Source organism: Streptacidiphilus fuscans, from assembly GCF_015690355.1.
In the GTDB taxonomy this organism is placed as follows: Bacteria; Actinomycetota; Actinomycetes; order Streptomycetales; family Streptomycetaceae; genus Streptacidiphilus; species Streptacidiphilus fuscans.
Map to the genome: position 1 here is coordinate 294,742 of NZ_JADPRT010000004.1, position 18,237 is coordinate 312,978.

Here is an 18,237-nt window from a genome sequence, read left to right on the forward strand (position 1 = left end):
TGGGGGCAGCGGTCAGAGGCAGAGCTCGAAGACGGTGTCCTCGAAATCCGGGAACGCCTGGGCAGCCTGCTCGATCACCGCTGCCGCCGACCGCTCCCGGTCGGGAGCGAAGCGCCGCGCGACCCTCGTGAACTCCTCGCCGGGGCCGGGTATCCAGTCGGCGGCCGGGGTGCCGATGGCCTCCTTGGGGCCGAAGCCCCCGGCGAACAGCCAGAGCAGGTCGGCGAGATCGCGCGCCACGACGCCGGTCTCGCCCTCCGAACCCATGAAGACGACCGGCTGGTCGGCGAGCGGGAGGCCCGGGCGGACCAGCCAGAACGCCGCGTATCCGCCGGAGCCGTCCTGGCCGAAGATGCGGAAGGCGTCGCCGTCCACCTCGGGGTTGCCCGTCCAGGCGCGGAACCAGTCCGTGGCGTCCTCGGCGGTCAGGAAGGCAGGGTAGGGCTCAAAATCGACGCCGTTGCCCTCGACGTACGCGAAGGGGAGGGCCAGGGCCGTGGCCAGCGCGGCGGGGAGGGTGAGGTCTGCTTCGGTGGAGGTCATGGCTGGACGCTAGACCCTCCCACTGACAGCACGCGCGCCGACCCCTGGAGGCCGTGCCCGAGAGGAGGAGGCACTCCACGGACACGGCCGGCTGGTGGGGGTGACGAGCAGTCAGGGGGCGCGGGCGTCCATCGCCCGCGCCCCCTGAGGCGGTGTCAGGCCGCGAGGGCCAGCGTGCGGCGGACGGAGCCGGTGAGGGCGTAGTAGAGCCCGCCGGCGACGATCAGTCCGACGCCGAAGGAGATGTCCGCGCCGCCGAGGGCCTTGGCGACCGGGCCGGTGTAGAACGACAGCGCCATGAACGGGACCATCGCCACGATGCCGACCACGTACGAGGTCAGACCTGCCGGGGACCAGCGGCCGTACTCGCCGTCCGGGTCGAAGATGGCCTGGATGTCGTAGTGCCCGCGCCGGACCGCGTAGAAGTCGACCAGGTTGACGGCCGTCCACGGGACCAGGAAGTAGAGCATCAGCAGCAGGAAGTTGTTGAAGCTCGCCAGGTAGTTCGACGGCAGCGACAGCGCGACGACCAGAACGATCAGCTCGATCGCGACGATGCCCACGACACGCGTCCGGATGGTCGGCCGGACCTTCTTGAACGCGTCGACCGCGCTCGTCGAGGTGAGCATCGCTCCGTAGGCGTTGACGCCCATGATGCCGATGATGGCCACGACCGAGACCAGTACGGCGAAGGTGCCGAAGCCTGGCAGCAGCGCGTTGCCGACGGTGCGGACCGCCGCGACCGCGTCCGCGCCGGGCAGGCGGGAGCCGAGCAGCGCGCCCAGCGACATCAGCCAGACCGCCGACCCGGCCGCGCCGAGGTAGGTCCACCAGATCACCTTGCGGGCGGGGACGTCCTCCGGCAGGTAGCGGGAGTAGTCGGAGACGTAGACGGCGTAGCTGATCTGGTAGCCGGCCGCGGCGGAGAAGACGACCAGGAACGTCGTCCAGGAGAACCCGCCGCCCGAGCCGCCCGCGTGGCCGTGCGCCCAGTGGCCGAAGACCGCGTAGACGGTGAGCACGCCGAAGACCACGATCAGGAGGTACGTCAGCCAGCGCTCGACCAGGTGGATCAGGTCGTGCCCGACCACCGCCAGCACCACGGCCAGCGCGATCAGCAGCGGGTACCAGAGCCAGGTGCCGCCCGGCAGGACAGTCCGCAGCCCCTCGGTCGCCAGCACCACGTTGAAGACGTTGAAGCCGACGTAGACGAAGACCACCGCGGCGAACGGCAGCACCGCGCCGCGCAGACCGAACTGCGCGCGGGACTGGATCATCTGCGGCAGGCCCATCCGCGGCCCCTGGTTGGCGTGGAACGCCATGAAGAACGTGCCGAAGCACGCGCCGAGGACCACGGCGAGGATCGACCAGCCGACCGGCAGGCCCAGCGTCGGGCCGAGGAATCCGGTGACCATGGTGGTCAGCACGAAGTTGCCGGTGAACCAGAACGGGCCCTGGTGCCAGACCTTGCCGTGGCGCTCCTCCGGCGGGACGTAGTCGATGGAGCGGACCTCGATCAGGCCTCCGCCACCGCCTGCGGCGCGCTGCGCGCGGGACTCGTGCGCGGCGCCGGCCGCGTGCGCCGCGTTGCCGGACGGGCGTCCGCCCGGCGCTCGGGTCTCATCGGAGACGGCCATGTGCAGCCCCTCGGGACGGTGGCCGCCTGTGGGTGCGGCCAGGATGGACATCCCGGTCGGAAATCCGCCGGTTGGCACACCTTGTCACTCGTGGCGGGTCGTGGTTCCGCTCCGTTTGGGAGCGCCTGGCCATGGAGGCGTTCCATGATGGACAGCGGCGCGTAAGAATGAATCCATGCTTACTGTACGTGGCCTGCTGGCCGAACCGGGGCTCGGACTGCGCGCGGTGGCGGGCCTGGCGGGCCTTGACAGGCCGCTCGCGTCCGCGCACGTCAGCGAGGTGCCGGACCCCGCGCCGTGGCTGCAGGGCGGCGAGCTGATGATGACCACCGGCATGCTGCTCAGCCCCGAGCATGCGGAGGGTTACCTCGGCCGGATCGCGGAGGCCGGGGCCAGCGCCGTGGCGCTCGGCCTGGGCGTGGAGCTGACGTTCCACGAGGCCCCGCAGTGGCTGGCCGAGGCCGCCGACCGGCTGGACCTGCCGCTGCTCGAGGTGCCGCAGCAGACCCCGTTCATCGCGGTCACCAAGGCCGTCTTCGCCCGGCTCGCCGAGGACCAGTACGCCGAGTTGGCCAAGGCGCACGACGCCCAGCGCGCGCTCACCGCCGCGGCGGCGCGCGGCGGCGGCCCCGCGCCCTTGCTGGCGGCGCTGGCGCGCTCCACCGAGCGCTGGGCGGTGGTGACCGATCCGCTCGGGCATCCGCTGGTCGCCGAGCCGACTGCGGCGGCGGAGCGGGCCGGACTGATCGACCCCGAGTTGGAGCGGCTGCGCGCGGCGGGCCTCCGGGGCGGCGCGGTCGTCTCCGGGCCGGAGGGCGAGGTGCGGGCGATGCCGCTCGGGGTGGACCGGCTGCTCGGCTTTCTGCTGGTCGGCGGCGTGACCGCGCCCGGGACCTACGAGCGCGCGCTCGCCGCCACGGCGGCCTGTCTGCTCTCCCTCGACGCCGAACGGACGGCCGCGGCGGAGCGCCTCGCCCGGGAGGCACGCGGCGCGGCGCTGCGTCGGCTGGTGACCGAGGAGCTCTCCGCCGAGCTGGCGGGCGGCCTGCTGCGAGCTGCGCGCGGCGGCGCTGCGCCGGAGGCGGGCGGTCCACCCGGTCGGCGGCTGCGGATCGGCGCGCTGCGCGCGGAGGACGAGGCGGGCGACACGGCACCGCTGCTCGACCGGATCGCCCTGGTCGCGCCCGGCGTCGCGGCGTTCGACCTGGTGGAGGCGAACGTGGGAACGGGTGGCAGCTCGGCGGCTGAGCGCGTCGCGGTGGCACTGCTGCCGGAGGACGGCGACATCGAGGCGGCGCTGCCGCTCGGCGAGCTCGGCGACATCCGCGTCGGCGTCAGCGCGGGCGTCCGGCCCGAGGAGGCACCGGCCGCGCTGCGGCAGGCCCGCTACGCGCTCGGCGTCGGCCGGCGTACCGGAAGCCGCGTCACGGACGCTGCGGGCGCGGGCAGTTCGGGCCTGCTGCTGTCGCTCGGCGGCCCGACGGTGCTGGCGGGCTTCGCCTCGGCGGTGCTCGACCCGCTGGAGGACATCCTCGACGGCGGTCAGACCCTCCCGACCCTGCGCGCCTTCCTCGACGCCAACGGCGCCTGGGAGACCGCCGCGGCCGACCTCGGCGTCCACCGCCACACGCTGCGGCACCGGATCCGCCGCATCGCCCAGGCCAGCGGCCGGGACCTGGAGTCGGCGACCGAGCGGATGGACCTGGCCCTGGCGTTCCTCGCCCGCGACCTCGCGGGGGAGTGAGGAGGGAGCCGGCGCGAGCTGTCAGACCGGGGTGCCAGGATGCCGTCACAAGCGCGCACGTGCCCGCCGGCACAGCGCACGAGGACATCGCCGTACATCGCACGAGGACATCGCATGAGAGCGAGCGACGCCATGACGCACCCCGCATCCGCCCCGGTCGACCTGGTCCATCTCGCCGACGAGGGCGGGCATTTCATCGTCCGTATCGTCGGCGAGCCGTCGCCGCTGACCGAACACGGCTCCCTGCGCGCGGAGGTGCTCGCCTCGGCGAGCTTCGTCGACGCCCGGCTGGACCTCTTCTTCCTCCTTCCCCGCTACCTGGACCTGTGGGAGGAGGCGCTGAGCGACCTCGTTCCGGGACGGTCCGCGGGCATCGACTCGGGGCGCGGCCTCAGCTTCGAGCTGCGCCGGCACGAGAACGGATGGGTCTCCGTGTCGCTGCACGATCCGGACCGGATAACCCTCGGCCTGGGCTTCCGGCCAAAGGGGGACTGGGTCCAGGAGCACCTCGACCGGCTGGAGCAGGTGCGCCGGTTCTGGGCTGATGCCTGACGCCCGCGGCCTCACGCTGTACGAAATGGAAGCCCGCCCCCACGCCCATGTCCGTAATGGACAGGCGCAGGGGGTCCTGTCCCTGCCTATCGTTCCCACGAGGCCGAGGCTCCCCGTCCGCCGTCGCGCGGCGGGGCGTGGTTCGGCCGTAACGTGATCGTCCGAAGGAGTGCAGCGCATGCCCTCGTCGCCCTCGTCCGCAACCCCGCCGACCGGCCCCGTGCCCGTCGGTCCCGTGGACTCCTCGACCACCCCCCGCTACGCCGGGCCCGCCACCTTCGCCCGGCTGCCGCGCCGGGACCAGGTCGAGCGGGTCGACGTCGCCGTGGTCGGCGTGCCGTTCGACTCCGGTGTGTCCTACCGGCCCGGCGCGCGCTTCGGGCCGACCGCCGTGCGTGAGGCCAGCCGGCTGCTGCGCCCGTACAACCCGGCCCAGCAGGTCGCGCCGTTCGCCAAGCAGCAGGTCGCGGACTGCGGCGACATCGCGGTCAACCCGTTCGACATCACCGACGCGCTGGCCACCGTCGACGCCGCCGTCAGCGAGCTGCTGGCCGAGGGTGCGAAGCCGATCACCATCGGCGGCGACCACACCATCGCCCTGCCGCTGCTCCGCGCCGTCTCGCGGGTGCACGGCCCGGTCGCGCTGATCCACTTCGACGCCCACCTGGACACCTGGGACACCTACTTCGGCACCCCGACGACGCACGGCACCCCCTTCCGCCGCGCCGTCGAGGAGGGCCTGCTCGACACCGACGCGCTCACCCACATCGGCATCCGCGGCCCGCTCTACGGCGAGGAGGACCTGATCGCCGACGCCAAGCTGGGCTTCGGCATCGTGTCGACGATCGACGTCGCCGACCGCGGCGTGCCCGAGATCGTCGCGGGCGTCCGCGAGCGGATCGGTGACCGGCCGCTCTACGTGTCCGTCGACATCGACGTGCTCGACCCCGCGCACGCCCCGGGCACCGGCACGCCCGAGGCGGGCGGTCTTACGAGCCGTGAGCTGCTGGCGATCCTGCGCGGCCTGGCCGGTCTCAACCTGGTCGGCGCGGACGTCGTCGAGGTCGCCCCGGCCTACGACCACGCCGAGATCACCGCCGTCGCGGCCTCGCACACCGCGTACGAGCTGATCTCGCTGCTGGCCCCGCGCTGAGCGGGTTCAGGAACTGGACGGCGGGGAGGATGAACCGGTGACCGAATCGGTGAAGCGTGTGACAGATGACGGCAGTTCGGCGACCACGCGGGTCGCCTGCTGTCAGCTCGCTCCAGTGCTGGGCGAGTCGGCGGCCAATCGCGCCGCCACCCTGGCGGCGATCGAGTCCGCGGTCGAGGCCGGGGCGCGGATCGTGATGCTGCCCGAACTCCCGGTCAGCGGCTACGTCTTCGCCGACCCGGTGGAGGCCCTCGCGCTGGCCGAGCCCGTAGACGGCCCGACCGTCACCGCGTGGGCGGAGGCCGCCGCGCGCCACGACATCGTCGTGGTCGGCGGCCTCTGCGAGGCGGCCCCGGACGGGACACTGCGCAACTCGTCGGTCCTGCTGGACCGTTCGGGCCTGCGGGCGGTCTACCGCAAGGCGCACCTGTGGGACGCGGAGAAGCTGTTCTTCACCCCCGGCGACGCCGCCCCGCCGGTCGTCGACACGCCGCACGGCCGGATCGGCATGATGATCTGCTACGACCTCGAGTTCCCCGAGTGGGTGCGCAAGTCCGCGCTGGCCGGCGCGGAACTGCTCTGCGCGCCGGTCAACTGGCCCGTCGAGCCGGTGCCCGAGGCGGAGCGTCCGGCCTGGGGTGCTCACATCCGCGTACAGGCGGGCGCGATGGCCAACCGCCTGCCGATCGCCGTTGCCGACCGCGCGGGCCGCGAGCGCGGCGTCGACTGGATCGGCGGCTCGGTCGTCGTGAACGCCGACGGCTGGCCCCTCGTCATGGCCGAGGCGGGCACGGACGCGACCCAGATCCTCATCGCGGACATAGACCTCGCGGACTCCCGCGACAAGCAGATCAGCGAGCGCAACGACGTCCACGCCGACCGCCGCCCCTGGTTGTACTAGGTCCGTTGCGGGGTGTTGGCCGATCCGCCGCCCCGCACCCTGGCCTGCCCCTCCGACACGCTGCGGCGCCGGGGCACCGGGTGACGGGCGGGCCCTCGCACCGGCGATATCGTGCGAACTGCCCGCCTGACTCGACCGAACTCCACCGAGTCCACCTGAGTCCGGCCCGTCCTTGCCCGAAACGACCGGAGGAGCGCCCGTGCGCGTCGTCATCGCCGGAGGCCACGGCCAGATCGCCCTGCAACTGGCCCGCGAGCTGGCCCGACGTGGGGACACCGCGGTCGGCCTGATCCGCAAGCCGGAGCAGGCGGACGACCTGAAGGCCGCGGGCGCGGAGCCCGTCGTGCTCGACCTGGAGCGGTCCACCGTCGAGCAGGTCGCCGCCGTGCTGCGCGAACAGCGGGCCGACGCGGCGCTGTTCGCCGCAGGCGCCGGGCCGGGCAGCAGCGCGGAGCGGAAGTACACCGTGGACCGGGACGGTTCCGTGCTGCTCGCGGGCGCGGCCGAGCTGGCGGGCGTCCGCCGCTTCCTGCAGATCTCCACGATGGGCGCCGGCCAGCCTCCGGCCGCGGGCTCGGACGACATCTGGGCCGCCTACATCGAGGCCAAGACCCAGGCCGAGGACGACCTGCGCGCCCGCGACCTCGACTGGACCGTCCTGCGCCCCGGCCGCCTGCTCGACACCCCGTCGATCGGCGACGTCACCCTGGCCGTGCCGCCGCTTCAGCGTGGCTCCGTTCCGCGCGCGGACGTCGCGCTGGTCCTCGCCGAGCTGCTCGTCACCGGAGCCGGTGCGGGGCGGACGTTGGAGCTGACGTCCGGACCGACGCCGGTCGCCCAAGCGGTGCGCGACCTGGGCTGACACCGCACAGCGGTGCCGACCGGCGAGCGGCTCGGAGCTGTCGGTGTCATCTGGTAGGACTGGTGGAGCGATGACCCACTCCGACCCTTCCCCGCCCCCACCGGATGCCGGTGACGCCGCCGACTCCGGCGAGCAGCTCGAACTGATCAGGACCGAGCTGCGGCGCGCCAAGTCGCGTCCGAAGCCCAAGCCGACGGCGGAGACGCTGCCGGTGGCGCGGGTCGTTGTGGACAAGGGCCTGTCGCACCTCGACCAGTTCTTCGACTACTCCGTTCCCGCCCGTCTGGACGCCACCGCGCAGCCGGGCGTCCGGGTCCGGGTCCGGTTCGGTGGACGGGTGGTCAAGGGGCAGGGCCGGCGCGAGGGCGGCAAGCTCGTCGACGGATACATCGTCGCGCGGCTTGCGGAGAGCGACTTCGCAGGTCCGCTCGCGCCCCTGGCCCAGGTGCTGTCCGAGGAGCGGGTGCTCACGCCCGAACTGCTCGCCCTCTGCCGCGCGGTCGCGGACCGATACGCGGGCACCCTCGCCGACGTCCTCCAACTCGCCGTGCCGCCCAAGCACAACCGACCCGAGGCCGAGCCCGCGCCCGAACCCCCGCCGCGCCCGGACGCGCCGGAGCCGGGCAGCTGGTCGCGTTACCAGGACGGCGCATCGTTCCTGCAGGCCCTGGCCGAGGGCGAGTCGCCGCGCGCCGTCTGGTCCGCGCTGCCCGGCCCGACCTGGCCCGACGAGCTGGCCCGCGCCGTCGCGGCGACACTGGCCTCCGGACGTGGCGCGCTCGTGCTGCTGCCGGACGGCCGCGCCGTCGCACGCGTCGACGCGGCGCTCAGGGAGCTGCTCGGTGAGGATCAGCATGTGGCGCTGACAGCCGAGTTGGGCGCGGAGGAGCGGTACCGTCGCTGGCTCTCCGTCAGCCGGGGCGTGGTGCGTGCCGTCGTCGGCACCCGGGCCGCGATGTTCGCGCCGGTCGCCGACCTGGGTCTCGTCGCCGTCTGGGACGACGGTGACAGCTCGCACAGCGAGCCGCACGCGCCCCAGCCGCACGCCCGCGACGTGCTGCTGCTGCGCGCCGTCGAGGCCGGTGCGGCCGCGCTGGTCGGCGGCTTCGCCGTCACCGTCGAGGGCGCGCAGCTGCTCCGCACCGGCTGGGCCCGCCCGCTCGCCGCGCCGCGCACGGAGCTACGGGCAGCAGCCCCGCTGGTCCGCACCGTCGGCGACCACGACCAGGCCGCCGACGCGGCGGCGCTCGCCGCCCGCCTCCCGACGCTCGCCTGGCGGGTCGCCCGGGACGCGCTCGCCCACGGCCCGGTGCTGGTCCAGGTGCCGCGCCGCGGTTACGTCCCCAAACTCGCCTGCGCCCGCTGCCGCGAGCAGGCCCGGTGCGCCCACTGCGCGGGCCCACTGGAGGCCCGCGACGCCAGCGGCCCGCTCACCTGCACCTGGTGCGGGCGACCCGAGGCCGACTGGCACTGCCGCGAGTGCGGAGGCTTCAAGCTCCGCGCCCAGGTCTTCGGCGCGCGACGCACGGCCGACGAGTTGGGCCGGGCCTTCCCGTCAGTCCCCGTGCGGACGTCGGGACGTGACGGTGTGTTGGCGACGGTGCCGGGCACACCCGCGATCGTCGTCTCCACCCCCGGCGCGGAGCCGGTCGCCGAGGGCGGCGGCTACGCGGCGGCGCTGCTGCTCGACGCCTGGGTCCTGCTGGGCCGTCCCGACCTGCGCGCGGGCGAGGAGGCGCTCCGGCGCTGGCTCGCCGCGAGCGCGCTGGTCCGCGGCGCGGAGCAGGGCGGCACGGTGGTGGTCGTCGCGGAGCCGTCGCTCCGTCCGGTACAGGCGCTGGTCCGCTGGGACCCTGCGGGCCACGCGGCGACGGAGCTCGCGGAGCGAGCGGAACTCGGCTTCCCTCCGGTTTCCCGGATGGCCTCGGTCACCGGCTCACCGGAGGCGGTCGCCGACCTGCTGTCCCTCACCCGCCTCCCGGAAGGCACGGACCTGCTGGGCCCGGTCACCGTCCCCCCACCCCCCGGCGCGGCCCGCGCCGAGCGCGTGGACCGTGTCCTCCTCCGCGTCGCCCCGGGCAAGGGCGCTGCGCTCGCCACGGCGCTCAAGGCTGCCCAGGCAGCGAGGCTCGCCCGGGGGCGCGCGGAACCCGTGCGCGTCCGCGTGGATCCCCCGGACATCGGCTGACGCAGCTCTCAGGTTTTGAGACTGAGGGACGTTGCACTACCCAGGGGCGCGGGGAACTGCGCGAGAAACCACCCGGTGCGGATGGCCCTGCTCGTTCGGCCTGCCAGCTGCGTGGGTGGCTTGTCGCGCAGTTCCCCGCGCCCCTGGGTAGTGCAACTTCCTGTGGGAGCGAAGCCCCGGGCTTGTCGCGCCCGCGCGGCGGAGCCGCATATCAGCAGAGCCCCGCGCCCCTGAGGTGATTGCAACTTCCTGCGGGAGCGAAGCCGCAGGCTTGTCGCGTCCCGAGGCGGTGCAACTCCCCGTCTGCCCAAGGGTCAGGGCGTCAGCCCTGGTAGCGGGGGCCGCCGGATTGGAGCGCGGGGCCGCGCCTCGCGGAGGGGATGGGCGCGCGGGAGAGGCCCTGCGCAGGCAGGGGGATCTCCGCGGCGGCGGGCAGCGCTGACGGTGACTCGGCGACCACCTCGGATGGTTCGTCGTCCATGGGTGATCGTTGCGCGCCCGGCTGCAACGCCGTGCCGTCGGGTGAACCGCGGCGGACGCCGTACCTGCGGTGGACCGCCTGCTTGGTGACCCCGAGCGCGGAGCCCACCGCGTCCCAGGAGAAACCGAGCGAGCGGTCGAACTCGACCGCCGCCGCGACCAGGCCCTCCACGCTGTCGCGCAGCTCCTGCGCCAGGCGGACGGTCGGCGCGGGGGCGCGGCCGTAGACGACGAAGCCCGCGGCGGTGGTGGGGCGGCGCGGCCGGTAGACGTTGCCCAGCTGAGCGGTGAGGGTGCGCAGCGCATCCACCTGGCGGCGTACTCGTTCGATGTCCCGGACGAGCAGATGGAGACTGGCCCTGGCGCGGGCGTCGTGCGTGGCGTGGTCGACCATGACGTGTGTGTGGCCTCTCGGACGGCGGTGGGCGGACCGCGAGGGGGAGGTTCCGGCGGTCAATCTCCTTTGACCAACGGGCGAAGTGTCGAATCGGTCACGATCGGGGGCGCGTTCGAGGGCGCGCGCGGCTTGCGTCCCGGTCGTGCAACTCGGGCGTGAGCCCCCTGACGTCGACCTCTAGACTTGTGCTCCTGTGCACGACCGCGCCCCGACCGCGTCCACGACGCGAAAGGGACGGGGATCGCCCCTGCACGCCTCCACCCAGACGACGGGAGTCCGTACGTGTCCGTCCAGCCGATCCGCATCTTCGGTGATCCGGTCCTGCGCATGAAGGCGCAGCCAGTGACCACTTTCGACAAGGAACTGCGCACCCTCGTCAGTGACCTCACCGAGACGATGAAGGACGCGCCGGGATCCGGCCTGGCCGCCCCTCAGATCGGCGTCTCGCTGCGGGTGTTCACCTACCACGTGGGCGGCGAGCTGGGTCATCTGGTCAACCCCGTGCTGGACCTGACCGAGGAGCGGCAGGACGGCGACGAGGGCTGCCTCTCGCTGCCGGGGCTCACCTTCGACACCCCGCGTGCCTACGGCGTGGTGGCCAAGGGGTTCAACATGCACGGTGACCCGGTGACCATCGAGGGCACCCAGCTGCTGGCGCGCTGCATCCAGCACGAGACGGACCACCTCGACGGCATCATCTTCATCGACCGGCTCGACCGGGAGCAGCGCAAGGCGGCGCTGCGGGCGATCCGCGACGCCGAGTGGTCGGCGGAGAACGCGCCGCAGGTCCGGGTCTCGCCGCACAGCACCTTCGGCCGGGCGTTCTGACGCCGTCCGCCCCCTGCCGCCCAGCCCGCTCCGAGAAAGCGCTCCGAGAAAGGCACCACCCCATGAAGCTCGTCTTCGCAGGCACCCCCGAGGTCGCCGTCCCGTCGCTGGACGCGCTGATCGCCTCCCGGCACGAGGTCGCCGCCGTGGTGACCCGGCCGGACGCCCCCGCGGGGCGTGGGCGCAAGCTGGTGGCCAGCCCGGTCGCGCAGCGCGCCGAGGAGGCGGGGATCGAGGTGCTGCGGCCGGCCAAGCCGCGCGACCCGGAGTTCCTGGAGCGGCTGGCCGAGATCGCCCCGGACTGCTGCCCGGTGGTCGCCTACGGCGCGCTGCTGCCGCAGGTCGCCCTGGACGTTCCGGCGCGGGGCTGGGTCAACCTGCACTTCTCGCTGCTGCCCGCCTGGCGCGGCGCGGCCCCGGTGCAGCACGCGGTGCTGGCGGGCGACGAGGTGACGGGGGCGTCGACGTTCCTGATCGAGCGGGGCCTCGACTCCGGCCCCGTCTACGGGACGGTGACGGAGGAAATCCGTCTGGGTGACACCAGTGGGGATCTGCTGGGCCGGCTGTCAGTGTCGGGTGCCAAGCTGTTGGTCGCGACGATGGACGGAATCGAGGACGGTGCGCTGGAGGCGCGTCCGCAGCCTGCGGACGGCGTCACCCTGGCACCGAAGATCACGGTGGAGGACGCCAGGATCGACTGGCGGGCGCCGGCGCTGCGGGTGGACCGCGTGGTGCGGGGCTGCTCGCCCGCGCCGGGCGCGTGGACGGAGTTCCGGGGCGAGCGGCTGAAGGTCGCCTCGGTGCGGCTGGCGGCGGGGCGCTCCGAGTTGGGCCCGGGCGAGGTGCTGGTGCAGAAGAACACGGTGCGGGTCGGCACGGGCTCGTACGAGATCGAGCTGGGCGAGGTCCAGCCGCAGGGCAAGAAGCGGATGACGGCGGGCGACTGGGCGCGAGGCGCCCGGGTCGAGGCGGGCGAGCGACTGAGCTGACGCCCGGGCGAGAGCGCCTGGGCTGACGCCGCGTCAGGATGGCACGGCGTCAGGGCGACACGGCGTCAGCCGTTGCAGGCACCGTCCAGTCTGGTGCCGCTCAGGTCCTGGCAGGCGATGAAGCCGTGGCCGCGCAGGGCGGCGACCTCGGGGCCGCTGGTGAGGAAGTCGAGGAAGTCGGCGGTCAGCCCGGTGGGCGCGCCGTCGGTGAAGAGGTACTCGGTCGCGACGAACGGATAGCTGCCGTCCTTGACGGACGCGGTGCTGGGGGTGTGGCCGTCCACCCCGATGACCTGGACGGCGGGGAAGAACGGCAGCGCGTCTGCCTCGGCGTAGCCGATCGCGTAAGGGTGCGACTCGACGTATCCGAGCAGGTCCATCGTCGAGTCCTCGGTGCAGTAGCTGCCGGCCCTGCTCGGGTTCTGCACGCCGCAGGGGCGGTCGCCCGCGGGCTCGGGGTCGACGCCGCCGAAGAACGCGTGCGCGAACGCGGTCCGGGTGCCGGACACGTCGCTGCGGCCCACCGCGACGAGGGAGGGATGGCTGGGGTCGCCCGCGCCGCTGAACAGCTGCCGCAGGTCGTCCGCGCTGATGCCGTTCTGGCCGAAGAGATTGGGATAGGTGCTGATCAGCGCGGTGTTGGCGACCAGGGCGTAGGTGACCACCCCGACCGGACGCGCGGTCAGCCCCGCGTAGCTGTGCTGCGAGGCGGGCAGGCCGTCCGACATGGCGACGCTGCTGCCGCTGCCCGACTTCTCCAGGTCGGCCAGCCCCTTGCCGCTGCCGTCGGCGGTGATCAGGACGGTGGCGTTGGGGCAGAGTTGCCGGTAGCTGTTGCGGGCCTGGTTGACCACAGGTGCGAAGGCGGTGGATCCCTGGAACTCGACGGTCTCGCTCGCGCACGCCGCGCTCGGCGTCAGCGCGTCGTTGGCGAGCCGGACCCCGATCACCACGCCGGCCGCCAGCACCGCGAGCGCCACCGGCAGCGCGACGTACCAGAAGCGGGTGGGCCGCCGGTCGTGGCGGACCAGTCCGCCCTCGCGGATGCCGAAGGCGGGCTTGACCTCCATGTCCTTGGCGCGGTCACCGGAGAGCAGCAGGGTCAGCTTGAACCCGGTGCCCGGGTTGAGCGAGAACGGCGGCAGCTGGATCCGGTTCTGGGTGAGCGGGTCCACCGTGCTGTCGGCGCCCTGGGCCTTGACGTCCTCGTGGAGGCGGTCGTGGTCCCGGATCTTGTAGCCCTTGATCTTCCGGTTGGCGAAGGTGAAGGAGAGCGGCGTCTCCCAGTACTCCTTGAGGAACGACTGCCGGCTGGGGTTGCTCACGTCGAGGATCACCAGGCTGCCGTCGCTGATGTCGGTGCCCTGGTAGGTGATCTCCCACTTGTCGGCACCCTTGTTGATCTCCTCGTCGTACAGCACCGACCAGGACAGCTCGCGCGGCGGATGCCAGTTGCGCCAGAGCAGCCCCGCCGCGGTGGTGATCGCCGCGACCAGGAGCGCGCCGAGCACCGCCTTGCTGTCGATGAAGGAGTTCAGCCACCCCATGTCGTTCCCCGCCCCCGCCCGGTGCCGGCACCGCTTTTCTCTTGTGGGCACGAAGATGACAAGGGCGGGCAGCCGGAACGGGGCCGTCCGATGTCGTCAGGGTGAAGCGCGTACGACCGCTGGTGCAGGAGCGGCACAGATCTGACATTCCCTCAGCCATGTCCTGGCTCGGGGCCGAGACCCGTCATGCGGCATGATGGAACGGATTCCTCGCCCTGGTGACGTCAGCCGACGGCGCGGAACCGGATAACGACCGCAGCACTTTCAGCACCGTCACGTAAGGCCGACGCACATGAGCACCTCGCCCCGCCCCGCGAATCCTGCGAAGAAGCGCCCGTACCGCAAGCCCGCGCAGGACCCGGCCCGACGGCTGGCCTTCGACGCCCTGCGCGCCGTCGACGAGCGCGACGCCTACGCCAACCTGGTCCTCCCCGCGCTGCTGCGCAAGGCCGAGCAGGACGTGAACTTCACCCGCCGGGACGCGGCCTTCGCCACCGAGCTCGTCTACGGCACGCTCCGGATGCGCGGCAGCTACGACGCGATCATCGCCGCCTGCGTGGACCGCCCGCTCAGCCGGATCGACCCGCCGGTCCTCGACGTCATCTCGCTCGGCGCGCACCAGCTGCTCGCCACCCGGATCCCGACCCACGCCGCCGTCTCTGCCACCGTGGACCTGGCCCGGACGGTGCTGACGGACGGCCCGGCCAAGTTCGTCAACGCGGTGCTGCGCAAGATCTCCCAGCACGACCTCGACACCTGGCTGGAGCAGGTCGCCCCGCCCTACGAGGACGACGCGGAGGAGCACCTCGGCGTGCTCCACTCGCACCCGCGCTGGGTGGTCTCCGCGCTCTGGGACGCGCTCGGCGTCTGGCAGCCGGACTCCGCCGGACGCACGGCGATGGAGCAGCTGCTCGCCGCCGACAACGACCGCCCCGCCGTCACCCTGGTCGCGCGCCCCGGCCGCTCCACCGTCACCGAGCTGCGCGAGGCGCTCGACGAGGACGCGACCGAGCCCGGACGCTGGTCCCCCTACGCGGTCCGGCTGGCCGAGGGCGGCGACCCGGCCGACCTCAAGGCGGTGCGCGAGAACCGCGCCGGTGTCCAGGACGAGGGCAGCCAGCTGGTCGCGTCGGCGCTCGCGGCCGCGCCGCTGGAGGGCGGCTCGGACCGCGTCTGGCTGGACGGCTGTGCGGGCCCCGGCGGCAAGGCCGCGCTCCTCGCCGCGCTCGCTGCGGAGCGGGGCGCCGCGCTGGTCGCCTCCGAGGCCCAGCCGCACCGCGCGCGCCTGGTCGCGCGGGCGCTGGAGGGCAACCCCGGCCCGTACGCGGTGATCACCGCCGACGGCACCCGCCCGGCGTGGCAGCCCGCCAGCTTCGACCGCGTCCTGGTCGACGTCCCCTGCTCCGGCCTCGGCGCGCTGCGGCGCCGCCCGGAGTCGCGGTGGCGGCGGCGCCCGTCCGACGTCGCGAACTTCAACCCCCTGCAGCGCGCGCTGCTCCGCTCCGCGATCGACGCGACCCGGCCCGGCGGTGTGGTCGGGTACGCGACGTGCTCGCCGCATCTCGCTGAGACGCGGGTCGTGGTCAACGACGTGCTCAAGGGACGTGACGACGTGGAGTGGATCGACGCTCGCCCGCTGATGCCGGGGGTCCCGGACCTGGGGGACGGGCCGGACGTGCAGCTCTGGCCGCACCTTCATGGCACCGATGCCATGTATCTGGCGCTGCTCAGGAAGAAGTAGACGGACAGAAGTTTGCTGCTGCAGGTAGTTGCACTATTCAGGGGCGCGGGGAACTGCGCGAGTAACCACCCTGTGCGGATGGCCCTGCGCGTTCGGTGCTCTACCTCCATGGGTGGCTTGTCGCGCAGTTCCCCGCGCCCCCAGATAGTGCAACCGCCTGCGGGAGCACGCGCTCGGCTGGTCGCGTCCCTGGGGTGGTTGCAACGTCCCCTCGTCCCAGGCCATGCGGCATGATGGCCGGAGGAGATCGTCTACCGGAGAGTGCGTGAGATGCCCCAGATCTGTCCCAGCATCCTGTCCGCCGACTTCGCGCGCCTCGCGGCGGAGGCGGAGGCCGTACGCGGGGCCGACTGGCTGCACGTGGACGTCATGGACAACCACTTCGTGCCGAACCTGACCCTGGGCCTGCCCGTTGTGGAGTCCCTGCGGAAGGCCACGGACATCCCGCTCGACTGCCACCTGATGATCGAGGACCCGGACCGCTGGGCGCCGCAGTACGCGGAGGCGGGCGCGGGGTCGGTCACGTTCCACGTCGAGGCCGCCAGCGCGCCGATCCGGCTCGCGCGCGACCTGCGCGCCCTCGGTTCGCGCGCCTCGATGGCGCTGCGGCCGGCGACGCCGATCGAGCCGTACGAGGACCTGCTGCCCGAGCTGGACATGGTGCTGCTCATGACCGTCGAGCCGGGCTTCGGCGGGCAGTCCTTCCTCGACATCATGCTGCCCAAGATCCGTCGGACCCGGCAGCTGATCGACCGTCACGGGCTGCAGCTCTGGCTCCAGGTGGACGGCGGCGTCTCCGCGTCCACCATCGAGCGCTGCGCCGACGCGGGGGCGGACGTCTTCGTCGCCGGGTCCGCGGTCTACGGCGCGGACGACCCGGCGGCGGCCGTCGCCGCGCTGCGGGCGCAGGCGAAGACCGCAACGGAGAGCGCGCCCTGGGTTCGCGCGCTCTGATCGGCGTAGGCTTGTAGCTAGCTACAACCGCATATGGAGGATCCTCCAAGGCGTGTCCGATATTTCGGTCGCCGCCTTGGAGCGTTCTGCCATGAACCGGAGTTCGCAGATCCGTACGCTGGAGACATGCGGTTCTTGAATCCCGGCACGGGTGCGCTGGACGATCGTCCCTCCGTCCCCTACGACCTCACGTACGACGACGTCTTCATGGTCCCCAGCCGCTCGGCGGTCGGTTCCCGCCAGGCGGTGGACCTGTCCAGCCACGACGGGACGGGGACCACGATCCCGCTGGTCGTGGCCAACATGACCGCGGTGGCCGGTCGCCGCATGGCCGAGACCGTGGCCCGCCGCGGCGGTATCGTCGCCATCCCGCAGGACATCCCGATCGACGTCGTCTCCGACGTCATCGCCTGGGTCAAGCGGCGCCACCTGGTCCACGACACTGCCGTGACGCTCGCGCCCGGCGCGACCGTCGGCGAGGCGATGTCGCTGCTGCACAAGCGTGCCCACGGCGCGCTCGTCGTGGTCGAGGACGGCAAGCCGGTCGGTGTGGTCACCGAGGCCGACTGCAAGGGCGTGGACCGTTTCACCAGCCTCTCCGCCGTGATGACCAAGGAGCTGCTGCTCCTGGAGGAGGGCATCGACCCGCGCGACGCGTTCGAGCGCCTCTCCGGCGCCCACCGCAAGCTGGCTCCGGTCGTCGACTCCCAGGGTGACCTGGTCGGCATCCTCACCCGCAAGGGCGCGCTGCGGGCCACCCTCTACCGCCCCGCCGTCGACGCCGCAGGCAAGCTGCGGATCGCCGCCACCGTCGGCATCAACGGCGACGTGGCCGGCAAGGCCAAGTCGCTGCTGGAGGCCGGGGCCGACGTGCTGGTGGTCGACACCGCGCACGGTCACCAGGAGTCCATGATCAACGCGCTGCAGGCAGTGCGCGGTCTCGACCCGCAGGTGCCGATCGTCGCGGGCAACGTCGTCTCGGCGGCGGGCGTGCGCGACCTGGTCGAGGCGGGCGCGGACATTCTCAAGGTCGGCGTCGGCCCCGGTGCCATGTGCACCACCCGGATGATGACCGGTGTCGGTCGCCCGCAGTTCTCCGCCGTCCTGGAGTGCGCCGACGAGGCGCGCCGTCTCGGCAAGCACGTCTGGGCCGACGGCGGCGTCCGCCACCCGCGTGACGTGGCGATGGCGCTGGCCGCCGGTGCGTCCAACGTGATGATCGGCTCCTGGTTCGCGGGGACCTACGAGTCCCCGGGTGACCTGCAGACCTCGGCCGACGGTCGCCAGTACAAGGAGAGCTTCGGCATGGCCTCCGCGCGCGCCGTGCGGAACCGGACCGCCGAGGAGTCCAACTACGACCGGGCCCGCAAGGCGCTGTTCGAGGAGGGCATCTCCACTTCGCGGATGTTCCTCGACCCGGCGCGTCCGGGCGTCGAGGACCTGATCGACTCGATCATCGCGGGCGTCCGCTCGTCCTGCACCTACGCCGGTGCGGACTCGCTGGAGGACTTCCACCAGAAGGCCATCATCGGCGTCCAGAGCGCCGCCGGTTACGCGGAGGGCAAGCCGCTGCACGCCAGCTGGTGACGCCCGGTCGTTGACGACCGCAGCACCGCAGCACCGCAGCACCGCAGCGCCGCAATGCCGCAGTACCTCGGAGCCGCTGTCTGCTGACCCCCGCCAGGGGTTGAGCAGACAGCGGCTCCCTGCGCATCAGTCGT

15 protein-coding genes are annotated in these 18,237 nt (G+C 73.0%); 11 read left to right on the forward strand and 4 right to left on the reverse strand.

The window, feature by feature from the left end; all coding sequences use genetic code 11:
• Positions 1–12 precede the first annotated feature (12 nt).
• Together I2501_RS11965 and I2501_RS11970 are read right to left on the reverse strand one after the other, a co-directional pair.
• Positions 13–543 carry an SMI1/KNR4 family protein gene (locus I2501_RS11965; protein ID WP_196193894.1) on the reverse strand — a complete coding sequence of 177 codons (531 nt, stop codon included), beginning with the start codon at positions 541–543 and terminating at the stop codon, positions 13–15.
• Positions 544–698: 155 nt separating this feature from the next.
• Positions 699–2,180, reverse strand: coding sequence for a purine-cytosine permease family protein (locus I2501_RS11970; protein WP_196193895.1), 1,482 nt, complete (start codon positions 2,178–2,180; stop codon positions 699–701).
• 175 nt (positions 2,181–2,355) lie between these two features.
• Between I2501_RS11970 and I2501_RS11975 the strand changes: the two genes are divergently transcribed.
• From I2501_RS11975 to I2501_RS12000, 6 genes are all read left to right on the forward strand, one after another.
• A complete protein-coding gene (locus I2501_RS11975; RefSeq protein ID WP_196193896.1) occupies positions 2,356–3,924 on the forward strand; it encodes a PucR family transcriptional regulator in 1,569 nt (522 codons plus the stop codon).
• A gap of 114 nt (positions 3,925–4,038) precedes the next feature.
• Positions 4,039–4,476 carry a DUF5959 family protein gene (locus I2501_RS11980; RefSeq protein WP_196193897.1) on the forward strand — a complete coding sequence of 146 codons (438 nt, stop codon included), beginning with the start codon at positions 4,039–4,041 and terminating at the stop codon, positions 4,474–4,476.
• Positions 4,477–4,654: 178 nt separating this feature from the next.
• On the forward strand, positions 4,655–5,629 hold the full coding sequence (gene speB / locus I2501_RS11985) for an agmatinase (RefSeq protein WP_196193898.1): 975 nt from the start codon (positions 4,655–4,657) through the stop codon (positions 5,627–5,629).
• 37 nt (positions 5,630–5,666) lie between these two features.
• Complete coding sequence (locus I2501_RS11990; protein WP_328806325.1) at positions 5,667–6,530, forward strand: nitrilase-related carbon-nitrogen hydrolase; 864 nt, start codon at positions 5,667–5,669, stop codon at positions 6,528–6,530.
• 199 nt (positions 6,531–6,729) lie between these two features.
• Entirely contained in the window at positions 6,730–7,392 is a 663-nt protein-coding gene (locus I2501_RS11995; RefSeq protein ID WP_196193899.1) for an NAD(P)H-binding protein, read from the forward strand.
• A 70-nt stretch (positions 7,393–7,462) separates the two neighbouring features.
• Positions 7,463–9,580, forward strand: coding sequence for a primosomal protein N' (locus tag I2501_RS12000; RefSeq protein WP_196193900.1), 2,118 nt, complete (start codon positions 7,463–7,465; stop codon positions 9,578–9,580).
• A 322-nt stretch (positions 9,581–9,902) separates the two neighbouring features.
• Here the strand turns inward: I2501_RS12000 and I2501_RS12005 are convergent, their stop codons facing one another.
• The gene (locus I2501_RS12005; RefSeq protein WP_196193901.1) at positions 9,903–10,454 is read right to left on the reverse strand and encodes a hypothetical protein; all 552 of its coding nucleotides are present in this window, start codon (positions 10,452–10,454) and stop codon (positions 9,903–9,905) included.
• Between the two features lie 285 nt (positions 10,455–10,739).
• On the opposite strand from I2501_RS12005, the gene def reads away from it, so the two are divergent.
• Positions 10,740–11,285: a peptide deformylase gene (gene def / locus I2501_RS12010; RefSeq protein WP_196193902.1), complete on the forward strand. Its 546-nt coding sequence runs from the start codon at positions 10,740–10,742 to the stop codon at positions 11,283–11,285.
• A 62-nt stretch (positions 11,286–11,347) separates the two neighbouring features.
• Entirely contained in the window at positions 11,348–12,274 is a 927-nt protein-coding gene (fmt, locus tag I2501_RS12015; RefSeq protein WP_196193903.1) for a methionyl-tRNA formyltransferase, read from the forward strand.
• Between the two features lie 65 nt (positions 12,275–12,339).
• Here the strand turns inward: fmt and I2501_RS12020 are convergent, their stop codons facing one another.
• A complete protein-coding gene (locus I2501_RS12020; protein WP_196193904.1) occupies positions 12,340–13,821 on the reverse strand; it encodes a PstS family phosphate ABC transporter substrate-binding protein in 1,482 nt (493 codons plus the stop codon).
• A 292-nt stretch (positions 13,822–14,113) separates the two neighbouring features.
• On the opposite strand from I2501_RS12020, the gene I2501_RS12025 reads away from it, so the two are divergent.
• The 3 genes from I2501_RS12025 (at position 14,114) to I2501_RS12035 (ending at position 18,103) form a co-directional block, all read left to right on the forward strand.
• A complete protein-coding gene (locus I2501_RS12025) occupies positions 14,114–15,562 on the forward strand; it encodes an RsmB/NOP family class I SAM-dependent RNA methyltransferase (protein WP_196193905.1) in 1,449 nt (482 codons plus the stop codon).
• 270 nt (positions 15,563–15,832) lie between these two features.
• Positions 15,833–16,516, forward strand: a complete 684-nt coding sequence (gene rpe, locus I2501_RS12030; protein ID WP_196193906.1) for a ribulose-phosphate 3-epimerase — start codon at positions 15,833–15,835, stop codon at positions 16,514–16,516.
• A gap of 126 nt (positions 16,517–16,642) precedes the next feature.
• Complete coding sequence (locus I2501_RS12035; protein ID WP_196193907.1) at positions 16,643–18,103, forward strand: GuaB1 family IMP dehydrogenase-related protein; 1,461 nt, start codon at positions 16,643–16,645, stop codon at positions 18,101–18,103.
• Positions 18,104–18,237: the final 134 nt, after the last annotated feature.

What these genes read in the sequence shown, in the direction of transcription:
- I2501_RS11980 (WP_196193897.1), top strand. Translation starts at nt 4,039, where the DNA reads ATGAGAGCGAGCGACGCCATGACGCACCCCGCATCCGCCCCGGTCGAC.
- speB (WP_196193898.1), top strand. Translation starts at nt 4,655, where the DNA reads ATGCCCTCGTCGCCCTCGTCCGCAACCCCGCCGACCGGCCCCGTGCCC.
- I2501_RS12020 (WP_196193904.1), bottom strand. Translation starts at nt 13,821, where the DNA reads ATGGGGTGGCTGAACTCCTTCATCGACAGCAAGGCGGTGCTCGGCGCG.
- I2501_RS12035 (WP_196193907.1), top strand. Translation starts at nt 16,643, where the DNA reads ATGCGGTTCTTGAATCCCGGCACGGGTGCGCTGGACGATCGTCCCTCC.
- I2501_RS12000 (WP_196193900.1), top strand. Translation starts at nt 7,463, where the DNA reads ATGACCCACTCCGACCCTTCCCCGCCCCCACCGGATGCCGGTGACGCC.
- rpe (WP_196193906.1), top strand. Translation starts at nt 15,833, where the DNA reads ATGCCCCAGATCTGTCCCAGCATCCTGTCCGCCGACTTCGCGCGCCTC.
- I2501_RS12005 (WP_196193901.1), bottom strand. Translation starts at nt 10,454, where the DNA reads ATGGTCGACCACGCCACGCACGACGCCCGCGCCAGGGCCAGTCTCCAT.
- I2501_RS11975 (WP_196193896.1), top strand. Translation starts at nt 2,356, where the DNA reads ATGCTTACTGTACGTGGCCTGCTGGCCGAACCGGGGCTCGGACTGCGC.
- I2501_RS12025 (WP_196193905.1), top strand. Translation starts at nt 14,114, where the DNA reads ATGAGCACCTCGCCCCGCCCCGCGAATCCTGCGAAGAAGCGCCCGTAC.
- I2501_RS11970 (WP_196193895.1), bottom strand. Translation starts at nt 2,180, where the DNA reads ATGGCCGTCTCCGATGAGACCCGAGCGCCGGGCGGACGCCCGTCCGGC.
- fmt (WP_196193903.1), top strand. Translation starts at nt 11,348, where the DNA reads ATGAAGCTCGTCTTCGCAGGCACCCCCGAGGTCGCCGTCCCGTCGCTG.
- I2501_RS11965 (WP_196193894.1), bottom strand. Translation starts at nt 543, where the DNA reads ATGACCTCCACCGAAGCAGACCTCACCCTCCCCGCCGCGCTGGCCACG.